We start from the raw sequence: 18,052 nt of genomic DNA on the forward strand, positions 1-18,052 counted from the left end.
TAAAAAATAAGTGCCTTTTTTATTTATAACGTGTTTCGTAATTTGTGGGATTACGAGTTGAGAATTTAATCGTAAATTCTATATTTTTAACTCCAAACTAATTTCAGAAAATGAAAAATGCATCCCACTTATGGCTATTATTGGTCGTATTCTCTCTATCGCAAGTTTATGGTCAGTTTTCAGAGAAAAAAAAGGACTATGAAAAGTTCGAAGGTCTCTTTGATTTTTACTACGACTCCAAAACAGATAAAATCTATTTGGAGGTTCCTGATTTGGAAAAGGAATTTCTATATGTTTCTTCATTGAGCAGTGGCATAGGAAGTAACGACATTGGTCTCGGATAGGGGACAACTTGGAAATGAACAAGTGGTCTTTTTTAGAAAAGCAGGTAATAAATTAATGTTGGTGCAGCCCAATTTAAAATTCAGGGCGCTTACGGATAATGCTCTTGAAAAGAAATCGGTGGAGCAGGCTTTCGCTAAATCAATATTGTATGGTTTTCCAATAGAAGAGGAAAAGGACGGAACCTATATAATAGACATTTCTGGATTTTTAATGCAGGACACCCATGGTGTAATAGGCAGGTTGCAAAGGGCGACCAGGGAAACTATAGCTTGGACAAGGAAAAGAGTGCCATGGCCATGGATAGGACAAAGGCTTTTCCCAAAAATATTGAATTTGATATCACACTAACATTTAAAGGTAGTCCAAAAGGAAGTTATGTAAGAAGTGTAGTGCCAAATCCTGAACTTATTACCGTGGCCCAACACCATTCTTTTGTGGAACTTCCGGATGATGGGTTTGAAAAACGGGAATTCGATCCGCGATCCGGGGCATATCCTTTTTCTTATTATGATTATGCAACCCCGGTGGAGGAATCTTTGATCAAACGGTTTATTCCCGGACATCGATTGGAAAAAAAGAATCCTGATGCCGAAGTTAGTGAAGCAGTAGAACCTATTATTTATTATTTGGACAATGGTACTCCGTGAACCGGTGAGAAGTGCTTTGTTGGATGGTGGTAGATGGTGGAATCAAGCCTTTGAGGCCATTGGTTATAAAAATGCCTTTCAGGTAAAGATGTTGCCGGACGATGCGGATCCCCTGGATGTACGGTATAATGTGATACAATGGGTACATAGGTGCACGAGGGGATGGAGCTATGGTGCTAGTGTAGCTGATCCAAGAACAGGTGAGATTATTAAGGGACATGTAAGTTTGGGAAGTTTACGTATACGACAGGACTTTTTAATTGCACAAGCACTAATGAACAAACCCTTTGAGGAAAGGGATGACAATTATCAGCCTATGCTGGATTTGGCCTTGGCGAGAATACGTCAATTATCGGCACACGAAATTGGCCATACCTTAGGCTTTAGTCACAATTTTGCGGCAAGTACCAATGGTAGAGCTTCAGTAATGGATTATCCACATCCGCAATTCTCGGTCAAAAATGGTGAAATTGATTTCTCCAATGCCTATGATACAGGTATTGGTGAATGGGACAAAGTAATTGTGGCTTATGCTTACAGCGATTTTCCCGAAGGTACCAATGAAAGGGATGCTTTGAATGAAATTTTGGAAAAGGCAACTTCCGATGGATTACGATACATATCCGATCAAGATGCCGGACCGCAAGGTGGCGCCCACATGTACGCACATCTTTGGGACAATGGTCAGTCCATCAGCAGCGAATTATTGGATATGTTAAAGGTTAGGGAGACGGCCATTGCAAACTTCTCTATTGATAATATTCGCACCAACGAAGCAAATTCGGTTTTAGAAGATGTTTTTGCACCTTTATATTTTTTCCATAGATACCAAACTGAGGCCGCTACAAAAGTCATAGGCGGCTTGGATTATAATTATTCCGTGAAGGGGGACGGCCAATTGACGGTTGCCCCAGTTGACAAAAGAACGCAGGATCAGACTTTAAAGGCAATTTTACTGACTTTGGATGCCAATGAAATCGCCATTCCAAAAGACAAGTTGAGTTTGTTTCCACCTAGGGCAATAGGTTTTGGAAGTACAAGGGAATCTTTTAACGGAAAGACCGGTGTTTCTTTCGATGCACTTTCTGCTCCGGAAACGGCCGCAGATATGACCCTGGGTCTATTGCTACATCCGAGAAAGGGCTTCAAGATTGATACAGCAAAAGGCCATGGATCCAAACAATATTGGTTTGGAAGAAGTTTTGGGTGAAGTGGTTTCCAATACTTTCGGTAAGAATCAAAAAGATTCCTACAGCAATGAAGTTCAGCAAAACATCAATTTCAGGGTACTTTTTCATTTGATGAACTTGGCAGCAAGTGACGCCGTTCATCCTCAAGTAAACGCCATAGCTAATATGCAGCTAAAAAAATTGAATTCTATGAGTATGGACAATGCGATCATACAAGGAGAGATAAATCGAAGAATCAATGATTTTTATGAACATCCGAGATACCTTTAAGGTAGTTCCTGCTCCAAAATTGCCGAGATGGTTCTCCTATCGGAATGGATTGTTTCCATTAATTCTCAGCATTAATTTCCTATGATAATAAATTTAATCAGTGATACGGTCACAAAGCCAACTGCGGGAATGTTGGAAGCGATGATGACCGCCGAGGTAGGGGACGATGTTTTCAAAAATGATCCTTCTGTAAATGCTTTGGAAGAAAAAGTAGCGAAGATGTTTGGAATGGAAGCGGCCCTTTTTTTTCCAAGTGGCACAATGACCAACCGGACCGCTATTAAATTACATACCCAACCAGGGGAGCAATTGATATGTGACAAATATGCGCATGTTTTTAATTACGAAGGTGGCGGTGTTAGCTTTAATAGCGGAGTTTCCTGTCGGTTATTGGATGGTCATCGCGGAATGGTGAGCGCCCAACAGGTTGAGGAAGCGATTAATCCTCCTGATTTTTATCATAGCCCTTTAACTTCATTGGTTTGTATTGAAAATACAACGAATAAGGGAGGTGGAGCCTGTTGGGATTTGGAGGAGTTGAAAAGGATTAAAAAAGTTTGTGAAAAACATGGTCTACATTATCATTTGGATGGAGCTAGGTTATGGAATGCCATGGTGGCAAATAATGAAAATCCAAAGGAGTATGGGGCGCTTTTTGAGACCATTAGTGTTTGCCTAAGCAAAGGCTTGGGTTGTCCAGTTGGTTCTGTTCTTTTAGGGACAAAGGAGCATATTCATGATGCCCTTAGAATTCGGAAAATTTTAGGTGGTGGTATGCGTCAATCCGGATTTCGGCAGCCGCGGGGATTTATGCCTTGGACCATCATGTGGAACGACTAGCTGAGGATCATAGAAAAGCTACCGAAATTGGAAGGGAACTCAATTCGTTGCCATTTATAAAGAAAGTGGAACCTATTGAAACCAATATTATCATTTTTGAAATAGATGATAAACATATGTCTAGTGAAGACTTTAATTCACGATTGGTTAAAAAGGATATACATATTATTAGTATGGGACAGGGTAAATTAAGAATGGTTACCCATATGGATTATACAGATAACATGCACGACTATTTTTTGGGAATACTGAAAAAATTATAAGTGTTAAAAATTGATGGCCTTATTGAATCAAAATATTCTTTAGGTTCTTAATTCCATTTTCCATACCGGCTTCGGAATTATATAGTCCACTACTTCCTACTACAGACCCATGGTCGTTTTTTAGGTTAAAAAGAAACTTACCTTCGAAATTTGTTTTTCGCTCAAATCTTTTTAAGGGTAGATTTACGTCTTTTATTTCATTGAGTGTGGTTTCCAAAGATTTGGTGTCAGGAAATTCGACACTTTCTAATAATATCTTTCCGGATGCCGATTTTACAACAAACTGGTAGAATTTATCCTCCTTGTTCTTAACCTCGATCATACCAATTCTTTCTTTTAAAGATAGGTAATTTGAGAGAATGAAATTATATAAAGTTGCTTATTTAAAAAGTGAGTCCATTCCTGGAATATTGGGCATACCTTCCTTTGCAACAGCCGCCAATTCAGTTTCGTTAACACTGGTTGCCCTATTTATCGCTTTGTTCAGTGTCAAGATCAGATAATCCTCTAATTGTTCTTTGTCCGAAAGCAATTCTTCCGAAATATCAATCTTTTTAATTTCCCTATTGGCGGTAATGGTTATCGAAACGGAACCATCCGAAGATTTTTCATCAATTAGAACCGTATCCATTCGTTTTTTGGTTTCCTCCACTTTTTCCTGGGTTTCCTTAAGTTTGCCCATCATACCCATCATATCTCCGAACATAGGTGAATTTTATTTTTGATTATAAATCAAATTTAGTGAAATGTTCAAATACTATCGAATTAATAATTCCCTTCTGCAAAATCTGGATGCTCCTGATATTTAGTTTTATTTTTGCGACCATCTTAAAAATGAAAAGTGTTACACATGACAAATAGGAAAGCGCCCGTTGCTAAAAAGGAACCCAAAGAATTGGTAGCCCATAATGATGTGCGAATCGATAATTACTATTGGCTCAACGAAAGAGAAAATCCTGAGGTCTTGTCCTATTTGCAAAGTGAAAATGACTTTTACAATGAAATGACCGCACACACCAAACCCTTCCAAGAAGCGCTTTTTAATGAAATGAAGGCGCGAATAAAGGAAGATGATGCGTCTGTACCTTATAAACTTAATGGCTATTGGTACAAAACCGGATATGAAGTCGGAAATGAGTATCCTATCTATTCCCGGTTCAAGGAAGTCCTAGAGTCTAAGGAGGAAATCATGTTCAATGGAAACGAAATGGCAGAAGGACACGATTATTTCAGTATGGGCGGAATTGCGGTGAGCCCTAACAATTCAATGGCTATTTTCGGTGTGGATATAGTTTCAAGACGGGAATATTCACTGCAAGTGAAAAATTTGGAGACTGGTGAAATATATCCCGATAAAATTGAGAATACTACAGGTGGGGGTGTCCGATTCAACGATAATAAAACATTTTATTATACGAAGAAGGATCCTGTTACCTTACGATCGGACAAAATTTATAAGCATATACTTGGCACCTCAGTATTGGAGGACGAGTTAATTTTCCATGAAAAGGACGATACATTTAGCACCTTTGTGTATAAGACCAAATCAAAAAAATATATTGTAATAGGTTCCCATAGCACATTAACTTCGGAATTTCAGATCTTATCCTTGGAAAGACCGGAAGAGGGATTTAAAATGTTTTCTCCCAGGGAAAGGGGAATGGAATATTCCATTTTACATTACAAGGACAATTTTTATGTGTTGACCAATAAAGATGGGGCTTTCAACTTTAAATTGATGAGGGTAGGAGAGTCCAATACCAGTTCTGAACATTGGAAAGAGTTCATTGAACATCGAGAGGATGTGTTGTTAGAAGATGTGGATATTTTTAAGGAGTACTATGTGCTCTCTGAAAGAGAAAATGGACTCAACAAAATCCGTATAATCAGATGGGATGGCTCGGACGCCTATTATTTACCTTTTTCGAGCGAAACCTATACGGCACACGTAGGTAATAATCGAGACTTTGACACCCATATTTTAAGATATTCATATAATTCATTAACGACTCCAAGCTCGGTAATTGACTTCAATATGGTTACCAAAGAGGAAACCGTTATGAAGGAGCAAGAGGTTTTGGGTGGAAATTTTGATAAGGAAAACTATCTTGAAAAACGTATTTGGGCACCTGCAAAGGACGGTTCCAAAATACCTATTTCTTTGGTTCATCATAAAGATACCGATCTTACTAAGGACACTCCGCTCTTACAATATGCCTATGGTTCATATGGGTATACTATTGATCCTTATTTTTCAACGGTCAGATTAAGTTTATTGGACAGAGGATTTGCCTATGCCATTGCCCACATACGGGGAGGTGAATATTTGGGTAGACAATGGTACGAGGACGGAAAGCTTCTAAAAAAGATGAACACCTTTACGGACTTCATCGACTGTTCTAAATATCTTATTAAACAGAATTTAACAAGTGCTCAGCATCTCTATGCCATGGGTGGTTCCGCTGGAGGCCTCTTAATGGGCGTTATTGTGAATATGGCTCCTGAACTCTATAATGGGGTCATTGCTTCGGTTCCTTTTGTGGATGTAGTGACAACCATGTTGGATGATTCTATACCACTTACTACGGGTGAATATGATGAATGGGGAAATCCAAATGAATTGGACTATTATAATTATATCAAGTCGTACTCCCCTTATGACAATGTGATAGCACAAAACTACCCTAATTTATACGTAACTACTGGGCTACATGACTCCCAAGTACAGTATTTTGAGCCCGCAAAATGGGTTGCAAAACTAAGGGAATTGAAAAAAAATGATAAACTTTTGTACTTTGACATTAACATGGATGCCGGTCATGGTGGGGCTTCCGGAAGATTTGAGGCACTTAAGGAAGCGGCCAAGGAATATGCTTTTTTGTTGGATTTGGAAGGAAAAATAGTACTGTAGAAAAAAAATAGTAGATTTGTAGCAAATTTTAACAAATCTGTGATTTGCTAAAAATAAACAAAACATATCCCCCTTATGGAAAATAAGATAAAGGCTAACAACAATATCTTAGAATTAATTGGGAAAACACCTTTGGTAAAACTAAATAGGATTACCGAAAACTTTAAAGGTGACTTTTATGCCAAAGTAGAGGCATTTAATCCAGGACATTCCTCCAAAGACCGTATCGCAATCCATATAATTGAAGAAGCCGAACGTAAAGGCCTTTTAAAGGAAGGCAGTACCATAATTGAAACTACCTCTGGTAATACTGGTTTTAGTATTGCTATGGTAAGTATTATAAAGGGATACAAGTGCATCTTGGCGGTTAGTTCAAAATCTTCTGCCGATAAAATAGATATGCTACGTTCCATGGGAGCGGAGGTTTATGTATGTCCAGCTCACGTAAGCGCTGATGATCCTAGATCTTACTATCAGGTCGCAAAGCGTTTACATAGCGAAACAAAAAATTCCATATACATCAATCAATACTTTAATGAATTGAATATGGAGGCTCATTACAGTTCTACCGATCTAGAAATTTGGGAACAAACTGGAGGACAAATAACGCATTTGGTAGCTTGTAGTGGAACCGGGGGAACAATATCAGGAACAGCGAGATATTTGAAAGAACAAAACCCTAGTATTAAAATTATAGGGGTGGATGCTTATGGTTCCGTATTGAAGAAGTATCATGAAACAGGAACTTTAGATACTAATGAGATTTATCCTTACAGGATTGAAGGCCTAGGAAAGAATTTGATTCCTACGGCCACAGATTTCGATGTTATTGATGAGTTTATAAAAGTAACCGATGCGGAAAGTGCCCATACGGCCGGAGAAATTTCCGAACAGAAGGAATTTTTGTAGGTTATACCAGTGGTGCAGTTATGCAAGCCGTGAAACAACTGGACGAATTAAATACATTTGATAAGGATAGTAAGGTAGTGGTCATTTACCCAGATCACGGTTCAAGATATATGAGCAAAATATACAGTGATCAGTGGATGGAAGATCAAGGATTTCTTGAGGCTAATCCTGTTGAAGCAAAGCAAGAAATTCAATTTATAAAATAATAATCCTTTGGATTCGATTAAAAAAAGCGGGCATCAGGCCCGCTTTTTTGTGTATTTAAATTATTTATGAATGCTGTCCAAAAATTTTTACTTTTGCAGGCAGAATCAAAATTAGGCAATGAGAGACTTATTTGAAAGAATCATAGAGAATAAAGATCCTTTGGGAAAATGGGCTTCACAAGCAGAAGGATATTTTGTATTTCCAAAGTTGGAAGGTCCTATTTCCAATAGGATGAAGTTCCAAGGTAAGGATGTTATTACTTGGAGTATAAACGATTATTTAGGTCTCGCCAATTTACCGAGAGATAAAGAAGGTGGACGGTGAAGCAGCAGCCGAGCACGGTGCTGCGTACCCAATGGGAGCAAGAATGATGAGTGGCCATACGGATTTCCATGAGCAGTTGGAAAAGGAATTGGCAGAGTTCTCGCAAAAGGAAGCTTCCTACTTATTAAATTTTGGATATCAAGGTTTTATGTCCGTTATCGATGCCTTGGTTACTAAAGATGATATCATTGTCTACGATGTAGATTGTCATGCTTGTATTATTGACGGGGTACGCTTGCATATGGGGAAGAGATTTACTTTTACCCATAACAATGCGGAAAGCTTGGAAAAGAACCTGGAAAGGGCGACCAAAATGGCCGAACAAACCGGAGGAGGTATTTTGGTTATTTCCGAGGGTGTATTTGGGATGCGCGGTGAGCAAGGTATTCTGAAGGAGATTGTAGCCTTAAAAAAGAAATTTAGTTTTAGGTTGTTGGTAGATGATGCTCATGGTTTTGGTACTTTAGGTAAAACCGGAGCCGGTGCCGGTGAGGAACAAGGGGTGCAAGATCAGATTGATGTGTATTTGGCGACTTTTGCTAAATCTATGGCAGGTATTGGGGCGTTTGTTGCCGCGGATAAGGAAATTATAGATTACTTAAAATACAACTTGCGTTCTCAAATGTTTGCAAAATCCCTTCCCATGGTTTATGTAAAGGGTGCTTTAAAACGTTTGGATATGTTGCGTACCATGCCCGAACTTAAAGCCAAGCTTTGGGAAAATGTAAATGCGCTTCAAAACGGTCTAAAGGAAAGAGGTTTTGATATTGGGACTACTACAAGTTGTGTAACCCCGGTGTATTTAAATGGAAGTATACCGGAGGCTATGGCTCTTGTCAAGGATTTGAGGGAAAATTATGGTATTTTCTGCTCAATTGTAGTATATCCGGTAATCCCTAAAGGTTTAATTTTGTTGAGATTGATTCCAACGGCTACACATACGATGGAGGATATTACCGAAACTTTAGATGCTTTTTCAGCTATTAGAGACAGGTTGAAAAATGGAACCTATAAAAGACTTTCCGCAGCTGTTGCTGCGGCTATGGGAGAGTAATATTTTATATGTTCTTCAATTCAATAGAAAATAAAAGCCCGAGACGTTAAGTTTGGGCTTTTTTATAGGCTCTTTCTATAGGTCCTTCTTCTTTTGTAAACCTCGGGGCTGAAATGTTTCCACATTTGTTTAATAGCGATATTTTCCTCCAGTTCAGGTGTTCTGTAACACATTAGAACACCTTTTTTCTTAAATACTTTATAGTATTCATTGAATATGATGGCCGTGACACCTTTATTTTGGTATTCAGGATGTATACCAATTAAATAAAAGATGGCATCCTTACTATTTCTTTTTGCTGACAATAAATGAAAAATACCAAGAGGGAACAATTTACCCTTTGCTTTTTGTAACGCTTTCGAATAAGAGGGCATTACGATAGCAAATGAAATTAGTTTATCGTTTTTGTCCAGGATAAACTTTATATACTCTGGATTAATAAAGCTGATATACTTTTTCTTGAAATACTCCTTTTGTAATTCCGTAATAGGAACAAAGGAAGATAGCTTTGCATAGGTTTCATTAAATAGGTCGAACATTTCGTCGACATACGGCATGACCTCTTTGGTACTATTGAAGTTCATTTCTTTTAGACCGTATCTTTTTTTAACAATATCATTGAGTTTGGTAAAGAGGGCAGGGTCTGCGTTACTTACCGGAAACTTATTTTCCATGTATTCCTTCTCCTTAACAAATCCTAAGTCGGTATAATGTTTTTCATAATAGGGGTGATTATACCAAGTTACCATGGAACCGATATGGTCAAAGCCCTCAACAAGTACCCCAACCTTGTCCAAATTGGAAAAACCAACGGGGCCTTCCATAAATTCGAGAAAATGCTCTTTTCCAATCTCTGCGACCTTATCCAATAAAATCTTGGAAACATTTATGTCATCGATGAAATCGAACCAACCAAAACGCATCTTTTTTATGCCCTGGTGACCTATTTCCAATCGATTGACAATAGCGGCTACTCTTCCCACAATAGCACCGTCCTTAAAGGCAAGAAAAAAGCGAGCATCGGCATCTTTAAAAACCGGATTTACATCTTTGTTAAAAGTGGCAAGTTCGTCTTTGATAATTGGAGGAACCCAATATTTTGAATTTTTATAAAGGGAAAAAGGAAAGGTTACAAATTGCTTCAGTTCCTGTTTATTACCAACTTCTTTTAGTGTAATCATTGATGCTTCTTAGAAGCATCAATATTAGGAATATTAATCAATATCGAAAAATTAGGGAAAGTTAAAAGTGAACCTATTCATTCCTTTCTAGAAGTCAATTTCACTATCCTCCCTATTTCCTTTCTTTTGGGCCTTTTTGAGTTTTCTCAATTGTTTTTTGGAAGGTCCTAAATCTATATCTTCTGCACCGTTTCCACTAGATCTTCTGTTTTTTCGCTTTTCCTTTTTCATGGAATTTTTCTTGATAGGCCCTCCGGATCCAACGGCTTTTTGATCATCGATTGGTATAAGGGTATCTTTGTGGAAATCAAATCGGTAAGACCCTCCAGCATTTACAAATACCCTTGAAGGTGTATTTTTAAAGCTGGCACCAAGTCCCAAATCCACTTGGATTGGGTCATTTACCAAATAGGCGACACCTCCCCTAAGCAATAAATCGGCATATCTGTCACTTTGTATACCCTGATGCTCCAAAAAGGTACTCCATTTAGGATTTCTAAAGGCATGGGATATAGATATCAAATAACTGAATTCGGGATCATCGGTACCGATTCTATCATAAGCAGTATTCGTAATCATTACCATTCGGGGGTCATTCTGCTTTGGGTCGCAATCATCACTCTTGGTGAAACTGTGGGCTCAGTTGGATAATAAGGATTATCGCCCAACACGAAATTTGCGCCCGCGTATAGGGATACCGCGGGTAACAGGTTTTTAAAACGAAACTTGTGGTTGGCTCTCCAGCTATATAGATTAGGCTTATTACGCTCTGGGTTTTTGTATGGATCATAGATTAAATATTTTAATCCCAGTCTATTCCTTGAAAAATCCCTTCTTTTGGCCTTTAGGTCAAAGTACTCGTAGACAATATCCTGATCCTGAAAAGTACCTTCATAATTAAGTTCCAATTGTTCAAAAAGTAGCCCATACCGTAATGAAAAGTTGGTTCCCCAAAGATTGGATTGCGTGTTTAATCGAGTATGGTCACTTTGTTCGTAAAATAGCCCCATCTCCAGCTGTAGAACATTTTTTCCTACGGCATAGGCGCTAACGGAGAGCCCTGGCCTATTTGAGTTGATGACATCCGTATATTGAGCAGTTGCCAAGAAAGGGCCAAACAATAAAAGTATAAGCTGGAAAAGGAGTCTTTTGGTAATAAGGGGCTTACCCATGGAAACGACTTTATAATTATTTTAATACTTTGAATCTAGTAATACAACGTGATAATTGTATTTTTGATATATATCAATCCAAATAAATGGCATTTTTAAAAACAATATTGATAATTCTTTTGGTGTATTATCTGCTGAAGATTTTGGCAAGGATGTTCGCACCCAAAATATTGAATTATGCTGCCAAGAAAACGGAGTCCCATTTTCGGAAGACATATGAGGGATTCAATCAGGAATCCAACCCACAAGAAGAACAAGTAGGTGATGTTATCATAAATAAGAAATCTACCAAGAAAAAAAACAATTCCGAAAAAGTTGGGGAATATATCGATTTTGAAGAAGTAGACTAGTTATCTTTGTCTCACCAACCACCGGAACATGAAGAAAGGTCTAAAATTTTTTTTCACCCATTTTTTTGTCACCGTATTTTTTATCATCGCCGCCCTGGCATATTTTCATCCAGTACTTCAAGGAAAGGTAATTTTTCAAAATGATATTGCCCAGTACACAGGTATGGCCAAAGAGCAAAACGATTTTAGAAAAAGAACGGAAACCGAACCTTATTGAACCAACAGTGCTTTTGGCGGGATGCCTACCTATCAATTAGGCGCAAATTATCCCCATAATTATATAAAGGAATTGGATAGGGTTATTCGATTTCTGCCAAGGCCCGCAGATTATCTATTTCTTTATTTTATTGGTTTTTACATCTTGCTTTGTTGCTTAAAAGTCGATTACAAATTGGCTATAGTTGGAGCATTGGCTTTTGGTTTTTCCAGTTATTTGATAATCATTATTGGTGCAGGGCATAATGCCAAAGCCCATGCCTTGGGGTACTTGCCAATTTTACTGGCCGGTATTGTATTGGTATTCAGGAAAAAATATCTCTCCGGATTTTTGGTTGCGGCATTGGGGATGGCCTTGGAGATAGTGGCCAACCATTACCAAATGACCTATTACTTTATGTTATTGGTATTGATATTGGGAATAGCGTATTTAATCGATGCCATAAAGAGAAAGGAAGTAAAGCATTATTTTATTTCAGTAGGAATTTTGGTGGCAGCGGTAGCATTAGGCATAGCGGCCAATGCTACAAGTCTCTTGGCCACTAAGGAGTATGCTGATTGGAGTACCAGAGGGAAAAGTGAATTGACCATTAACCCTGATGGTTCCCCTAAGGAGAGTACCGATGGGCTTAGCAAGGAATATATTACCCAATGGAGCTATGGAATAGTCGAATCCTTTAATTTATTCGTACCAAGACTTTTTGGTGGTGCTAGTCAAGAAAATCTAGGAGAGGAATCCAAATCTTTCAATTATTTAATCGACAAAGGTTTGCCTAGATCCAGTGCCTTGGATTTTGTAGGCGGGCTACCTCTTTATTGGGGAGAGCAACCAGGAGTGGCAGATCCGGCATATATCGGGGCTATTATATTTTTCCTGTTTATATTGGGGTTGTTTCTGGTCAAGGGTAAGCACAAATGGTGGTTGCTGTTCGGAGTGTTGTTGTCGCTTTTGCTTTCTTGGGGAAAGAATTTTAGCGGTCTTACCAATTTTATGATCGATTATTTTCCGCTGTATGACAAGTTCAGGGCGGTTTCCTCCATCCAGGTTGTGTTGGAATTATGTGCGCCCATATTGGCCATCTTAGCATTGAAAAAGATTTTTTCCCAAAGAGTCCCTCAAACCGACAAACTGAATTCTTTAAAATATGCAGGTGCCATAGTTTTGGGTCTTGGCGTTTTATTGTTCCTAGTCAAAGGAATGTTTGATTTTGTGGGGCTTTCAGATGAGCGATTGCGCATGACCGGTTTAGAGGAACTCCCTGAAATGCTACGTTTGGACCGAAAAGCTGTCTACACTAATGACCTTATTAGGTCGCTCATATATGTCTTAATTACTGCCGGTTTGGTTTGGTTTTATCTCAAAGGTAAATTAAAGGAGAATCTAGTAGTAGTAGGTATTGGTTTCCTCGTAGTGTTTGATTTGGTTGGGGTAAACCTACGTTACGTAAATGCCGACAGTTTTGTCGCCAAACGTAGGATGCTTGAACCTTTCCAGGCAACTAGTGCCAATAAGCAAATTATGGAAGACGATGGGGTTTACCGCGTTTTTGACCGGACCGATGGTTTTGATTCGGCAAAAACAGCATACTTTCATCAAAGCATAACTGGATACCATGCCGCGAAACCAGCGGGAATGCGGGACCTTTATGAATTTCATATTTATAAAGGGAATCTCTCTGTGTTTAATATGTTGAACATAAAATATGTGATTAGGCAGGATCAGGAAGGAACTATTTTTCCTATCGAAAACCCCAATGCCAATGGAAATGCTTGGTTTGTTGAGGAATTGAAGGGTGTAAGTTCCGCAAATGAGGAAATACTTGCCTTGGATAGTCTAAATACCAAAAATGTCGCCGTCTTCAACTCTACCAGTGTGAGTAATATTAACCGATTGGAGTATCAAGTGGATTCAACGGCATCTATCGTGCTAACAGATTATGAGCCTAACCATTTGACCTATATGATCCAATAACCCCAATGCAGGTATCGCAGTTTTTAGTGAGATGTACTACCCAAATGGATGGAAAGCGTATATTGATGGACAATTAACAGACCATTTTAAAGTAGATTATGTCTTGAGGGCTATGAGAGTACCTGAAGGGAATCACACTATCGAGTTCAAATTTGTTCCTGAGGTAGTTGAACAGGGAAGCAAGATTACTCTTGCAAGTACTATTTTACTAGGTTTAGTGCTTTTGGGAGGAATCGGTTATTCTTTTTGGAGGACAAAAAAAGAAGAAACATCCTAATGAAAAAGGTTTTGGTCATCACGTATTACTGGCCTCCGGCGGGTGGCCCCGGTGTACAGCGATGGCTAAAATTTGTAACGTATTTTTCGGATTTTGGTGTGGAGCCTGTTGTATACATTCCTAAAAATCCACATTATCCTTTAAAGGATGAATCCCTGTTTGAGGATGTTCCAAAGGATATCAAAATCATTAAACATAAAATCTTTGAACCCTACGGACTCTCAAAGTTGATATCCGGTAGGAAGACCGAAAGGATAAGTTCTGGAGTCATTACCCAAAAGAATCAGTCCGTATTGGAACGGATAATGCTTTGGATACGGGGAAATCTTTTTATTCCCGATGCCCGGAAATTTTGGGTGAATCCATCGGTAAAGTTTTTAGGGCCTATTTTGGAGAAGGAAGGCATTAAAACAATTATTACCACGGGACCCCCGCATAGTGTACATCTAATCGGCCTTAGATTAAAGGAAGAATTTAGAATTCAATGGATAGCCGATTTTAGGGATCCTTGGACTTCAATTGGCTACCACAAAAAATTGAAGTTAACCTTACCTGCCCAAAAAAGACATAAACAACTCGAACATATAGTTTTGAATACTGCCGATAAGATTGTTGTTACGAGTAAAACTACCAAGCAAGAATTTCGAGCTATCACCTCAAAGCCAATTAAAGTAATAACCAATGGTTTTGACCAGCAAAAAAGTGTACAAACATCATTGGATGAAAAATTTACCATTGCCCATATCGGTTCGCTGCTTACCAATAGAAATCCAATAAATTTATGGAAGGTCCTTAGTGAACTGATTGACGAAAATGAGGATTTTAGAAGGCAGATACAGCTTAATTTTGTGGGTGTTGTGGGGCAGGATATATTGGATTCCCTAGAAGAATTCGGATTAAGGGAGTATGTAAATATTATGGGGTATGTATCCCATGAAGAGGCTGTTTCCTATCAGCATAAATCGCAAGTATTACTTTTGGTTGAAATCGACTCTAAAGAGACCATGGGCATCATTCCAGGGAAGTTTTTTGAGTATTTGAAAGCTGGGAGACCCATATTAGGAATTGGATCAGATGGTTGGGAGGTGGCAGAAATGATACGTGAAACTGCATCGGGCGAGGTCTTTGATTATTTAGAGCTTTCCCAACTTAAAAATGTACTTTTAAATTGGTTTCAACTTTTTAAGAACAATTCCTTGGCCATTTCTTCTACCAACATTGACCAATATAGTAGGCGCGAATTAACCGGACAATTAGTGGAGTATATTTAATATGGGCATCGTACTAAAGCAATCCTTGAACAACACCATTGTTACCTACGTTGGTTTTGCCATAGGAGCTGTTAATACACTTTTTCTATATACGAACTTTATGCAGCCTGAGAATTATGGGCTCGTACAATTGATTCTTTCTGTTTCAGGGGTATTAATGCCCATATTAGCTTTTGGAGTACCTAATAGCTTGGTGAAGTTTTACAGTGGTTTTAATACGGAAAGGGATCAGGACAGGTTTTTGGGCATGATGCTTTTTTTACCCCTATTTTTCATTTTTCCAATTGGTATTATTAGTTATTTTTCCAATGAGGCTATTGGGAATTTTCTTTCTAGGGAAAACCCTGTGATTCGAGACTATGTATGGCAAATATTCATTATTGGAATTGCCATGGCATATTTTGAGGTGTTTTATGCATGGGCAAGGATTCGGATGAAGTCGGTCTTTGGAAATTTTATGAAAGAGATTTTTTGCAGGGTAGGGCAAAGCATTTTATTGGTTCTGTTATGGCTGAGGGTTTTGGATGTCCCGCAGTTTATTAATGCCCTAGTTGGGTTTTATATCATAAGGCTGGCTATCATAAAGTTCTATGCCTATCGCCTTCGTTTTCCAAAATTCACAAAGGATTTGCCCGATAACTGGCGAGAGATTCTGCAATATAGCGGGCTTATCATTTTAGGTGGTTCCACGGCAATCGTGCTTATGGAAGTGGATAAGGTGATGCTCAATAATTATTTACCCATTGAAAATGTGGCCTTTTATGCCGTTGCCGGATTTATGGCCACCGTAATAGCGGTACCTACTAGGGCTATGCATCAAATTACCTATCCAATGACCGCAGAATATATTAATAGAAATGAAATTAATGCCTTAGAAGGATTATATCGAAAAAGTTCTTTGACCCTATTTATAGTGTCGGCCTTACTATTGGTTCTAATACTCTTGAATTTACAAGATTTATATAGGCTTCTGCCCTCGGATTATAGCGAAGGTTACAGTATTGTATTCGGATAGGTCTAGCGAAGGTCTACGATTCGTTATTGGGCAATAATAATTCTATTCTCTATAATTCTAAATATTATACATCAGTATTATTTTTTGGAGTGCTACTGGCTATATTGGCCATAGGTTTTAATCTTTGGTTAATTCCGAAATATGGATTGCAGGGTGCTGCAATTGCAAGTTTTTCGGCTTTTTTTATATATAACTCCTTGAAGTTGTATTATGTAAAATCCAAGTTTGGACTTCAACCTTTCACAATCGGAACGTTAAAGGTATTCCTATTAATTGTGGTTATTGCGATTATCTTCTCGATAGTCCCATTTTCCTTTCAGCCTATTATTAATATAGGGGTTAAGAGTATCTTAATAACAACACTCTATTTTTATTTGTTGTACAAGTGGAAGATATCAGTGGATATTAATGCAGTAATTCACAAATACCTTGGCAGAAAATAAATCAGGCACTTTGAGCCCTCTTCGATTTTTGACCACCGTACTGCTTTTTATATATTTTAATTAAAATCAAAAATAGGTTTATTATGAGTGGATCGAATATCAAGCCGACAAAACCGAATAATGGGATACCGAGAAGTACCCCAATTAAGGTTATTAATGGATGTATACTATCCATTTTTTGAAGCAAAAATAACCTAATAAGATTGTCTGTAGAGCCCACAACTACCAAACCATAAATTAATATTCCCCAAGCCTGAAAATCATTTCCGCTAGCAAGACTCAAAACAAAAACGGGAAAAATGCCAATAAAGGTACCTATGAAGGGAACCATAGATCCAATGGTAACTATAACGAACCAAAACCAAGGATTGTCAATATCAAAAATATAGAACCCGATAAGGGCTATGATTCCTTGGGCCGAGCTACCAAGGGAATGGCAATGGCATTGGATCGTACTACATGATCAATTTCCTTGCCCAGGGTAACCAGTGTTTTGTTGCTCAGGGGTATGTATTCCATTAACGAATCCTTCATTTCCCGCGGGCTTATTAACATATAATAAAGGATAATGATCAAAACACCCAAGGAAATCACTATGTTTAAAGTGCCACTTGCAAATCCTGAAAGGTTTTCTGTAATCCATCCGGATGCCTGTTGTGGATCTATGGCGTTGGAAATGTCATAGCCTAAATGCTTTTCCATAACAAAGACCTCCTCTTTGAAAGCACTGATGACTTGTTCTGATTTATCCGCTAAATTTCCTATTTTAAATCCTAACATATATACCGCTCCGGTAAGGGGTATGCATATACCGATAGTGGCCAAAATAATTAGGATAATCGCAGACCAAGTTTTCCCAAATCCCGTTTTTTGAAGTTTATGCATCCATTTTCTTAGTATTACGTATAAGGTAAGAGCACCCAAAACTCCTGAAATATAGGGAATCATGGAATCTATAATGAGCCCTCCAAAAAGAAGTATCAGTGTAAGTAATAAAATTTGTCTTAGTAGGCTTGGATGTATTTTTTTCAATAGTTTTTTAAAAAGTGTTATTGCGGCAAAGTAGAAGTTTTCTTTCTGATGGATTGATGCACACGATTAAATAAGTAATCGAATTCGAACTTGAAACGGATCTACTCAGTCAGAAATGAAGAATGTCAGAATACCAAACTTTATGTTATGTACAAGGTTTTTT

At 38.2% G+C, this 18,052-nt stretch carries 12 protein-coding genes and 5 pseudogenes; 11 read left to right on the forward strand and 6 right to left on the reverse strand.

From position 1 onward, the window contains the following. Window positions 1-110 precede the first annotated feature (110 nt). A pseudogene (locus NYZ99_RS07705) lies at window positions 111-2,514 on the forward strand (zinc-dependent metalloprotease). A 19-nt stretch (window positions 2,515-2,533) separates the two neighbouring features. Further along, a pseudogene (locus NYZ99_RS07710) lies at window positions 2,534-3,555 on the forward strand (threonine aldolase family protein). 19 nt (window positions 3,556-3,574) lie between these two features. Here NYZ99_RS07710 and NYZ99_RS07715 read toward each other — a convergent pair. Both NYZ99_RS07715 and NYZ99_RS07720 read right to left on the reverse strand, forming a co-directional pair. Beyond that, the gene (locus tag NYZ99_RS07715; protein ID WP_260574732.1) at window positions 3,575-3,877 is read right to left on the reverse strand and encodes a YegP family protein; all 303 of its coding nucleotides are present in this window, start codon (window positions 3,875-3,877) and stop codon (window positions 3,575-3,577) included. Between the two features lie 57 nt (window positions 3,878-3,934). Then, window positions 3,935-4,261 (reverse strand): YbaB/EbfC family nucleoid-associated protein, encoded by a 327-nt coding sequence (locus tag NYZ99_RS07720; RefSeq protein ID WP_260574733.1) that lies wholly within the window; start codon window positions 4,259-4,261, stop codon window positions 3,935-3,937. A gap of 144 nt (window positions 4,262-4,405) precedes the next feature. Here NYZ99_RS07720 and NYZ99_RS07725 point away from each other — a divergent pair, with 144 nt between their 5' ends. The 3 genes and pseudogenes from NYZ99_RS07725 (at window position 4,406) to capB (ending at window position 8,960) form a co-directional block, all read left to right on the forward strand. After that, window positions 4,406-6,466, forward strand: coding sequence for a S9 family peptidase (locus NYZ99_RS07725; protein WP_260574734.1), 2,061 nt, complete (start codon window positions 4,406-4,408; stop codon window positions 6,464-6,466). Between the two features lie 75 nt (window positions 6,467-6,541). Beyond that, a pseudogene (capA, locus tag NYZ99_RS07730) lies at window positions 6,542-7,581 on the forward strand (cysteate synthase). A gap of 118 nt (window positions 7,582-7,699) precedes the next feature. Beyond that, a pseudogene (gene capB / locus NYZ99_RS07735) lies at window positions 7,700-8,960 on the forward strand (cysteate-C-fatty acyltransferase). 62 nt (window positions 8,961-9,022) lie between these two features. Here capB and NYZ99_RS07740 read toward each other — a convergent pair. Both NYZ99_RS07740 and NYZ99_RS22845 read right to left on the reverse strand, forming a co-directional pair. Continuing rightward, window positions 9,023-10,141, reverse strand: coding sequence for a GTP cyclohydrolase (locus NYZ99_RS07740; protein ID WP_260574736.1), 1,119 nt, complete (start codon window positions 10,139-10,141; stop codon window positions 9,023-9,025). Window positions 10,142-10,228: 87 nt separating this feature from the next. Further along, a pseudogene (locus NYZ99_RS22845) lies at window positions 10,229-11,313 on the reverse strand (transporter). Window positions 11,314-11,399: 86 nt separating this feature from the next. Between NYZ99_RS22845 and NYZ99_RS07750 the strand changes: the two are divergent. Genes NYZ99_RS07750 through NYZ99_RS07765 form a run of 6 tightly spaced genes read left to right on the forward strand, consistent with a single transcriptional unit; the run spans window position 11,400 to window position 16,414 of the window. Beyond that, the gene (locus NYZ99_RS07750; RefSeq protein WP_260574737.1) at window positions 11,400-11,663 is read left to right on the forward strand and encodes a DUF4834 family protein; all 264 of its coding nucleotides are present in this window, start codon (window positions 11,400-11,402) and stop codon (window positions 11,661-11,663) included. 28 nt (window positions 11,664-11,691) lie between these two features. Further along, window positions 11,692-11,880 (forward strand): hypothetical protein, encoded by a 189-nt coding sequence (locus NYZ99_RS22850; protein ID WP_420845195.1) that lies wholly within the window; start codon window positions 11,692-11,694, stop codon window positions 11,878-11,880. Between the two features lie 21 nt (window positions 11,881-11,901). Next, window positions 11,902-13,851 (forward strand): hypothetical protein, encoded by a 1,950-nt coding sequence (locus NYZ99_RS07755; protein WP_420845196.1) that lies wholly within the window; start codon window positions 11,902-11,904, stop codon window positions 13,849-13,851. A 31-nt stretch (window positions 13,852-13,882) separates the two neighbouring features. Continuing rightward, on the forward strand, window positions 13,883-14,128 hold the full coding sequence (locus NYZ99_RS22855) for a YfhO family protein (protein ID WP_420845197.1): 246 nt from the start codon (window positions 13,883-13,885) through the stop codon (window positions 14,126-14,128). Further along, entirely contained in the window at window positions 14,128-15,399 is a 1,272-nt protein-coding gene (locus NYZ99_RS07760; RefSeq protein WP_260574739.1) for a glycosyltransferase family protein, read from the forward strand. Before NYZ99_RS22855 ends, NYZ99_RS07760 begins: the two co-directional genes overlap by 1 nt. Window position 15,400: 1 nt before the next feature. Further along, on the forward strand, window positions 15,401-16,414 hold the full coding sequence (locus tag NYZ99_RS07765) for a lipopolysaccharide biosynthesis protein (protein WP_338039385.1): 1,014 nt from the start codon (window positions 15,401-15,403) through the stop codon (window positions 16,412-16,414). Between the two features lie 444 nt (window positions 16,415-16,858). Here the strand turns inward: NYZ99_RS07765 and NYZ99_RS21605 are convergent, their stop codons facing one another. Continuing rightward, entirely contained in the window at window positions 16,859-17,308 is a 450-nt protein-coding gene (locus NYZ99_RS21605; protein ID WP_338039446.1) for an AI-2E family transporter, read from the reverse strand. Then, the gene (locus NYZ99_RS21610; RefSeq protein WP_338039387.1) at window positions 17,260-17,889 is read right to left on the reverse strand and encodes an AI-2E family transporter; all 630 of its coding nucleotides are present in this window, start codon (window positions 17,887-17,889) and stop codon (window positions 17,260-17,262) included. Before NYZ99_RS21610 ends, NYZ99_RS21605 begins: the two co-directional genes overlap by 49 nt. Window positions 17,890-18,052: the final 163 nt, after the last annotated feature.

It is taken from the genome of Maribacter litopenaei, assembly GCF_025244665.1.
GTDB classification, from domain to species: Bacteria; Bacteroidota; Bacteroidia; order Flavobacteriales; family Flavobacteriaceae; genus Maribacter; species Maribacter litopenaei.

Coding starts and splice junctions, on each gene's coding strand:
- NYZ99_RS07715 (WP_260574732.1), bottom strand. CDS start 3,877: ATGATCGAGGTTAAGAACAAGGAGGATAAATTCTACCAGTTTGTTGTA.
- NYZ99_RS07720 (WP_260574733.1), bottom strand. CDS start 4,261: ATGTTCGGAGATATGATGGGTATGATGGGCAAACTTAAGGAAACCCAG.
- NYZ99_RS07725 (WP_260574734.1), top strand. CDS start 4,406: ATGACAAATAGGAAAGCGCCCGTTGCTAAAAAGGAACCCAAAGAATTG.
- NYZ99_RS07740 (WP_260574736.1), bottom strand. CDS start 10,141: ATGATTACACTAAAAGAAGTTGGTAATAAACAGGAACTGAAGCAATTT.
- NYZ99_RS07750 (WP_260574737.1), top strand. CDS start 11,400: ATGGCATTTTTAAAAACAATATTGATAATTCTTTTGGTGTATTATCTG.
- NYZ99_RS22850 (WP_420845195.1), top strand. CDS start 11,692: ATGAAGAAAGGTCTAAAATTTTTTTTCACCCATTTTTTTGTCACCGTA.
- NYZ99_RS07755 (WP_420845196.1), top strand. CDS start 11,902: ATGCCTACCTATCAATTAGGCGCAAATTATCCCCATAATTATATAAAG.
- NYZ99_RS22855 (WP_420845197.1), top strand. CDS start 13,883: ATGTACTACCCAAATGGATGGAAAGCGTATATTGATGGACAATTAACA.
- NYZ99_RS07760 (WP_260574739.1), top strand. CDS start 14,128: ATGAAAAAGGTTTTGGTCATCACGTATTACTGGCCTCCGGCGGGTGGC.
- NYZ99_RS07765 (WP_338039385.1), top strand. CDS start 15,401: ATGGGCATCGTACTAAAGCAATCCTTGAACAACACCATTGTTACCTAC.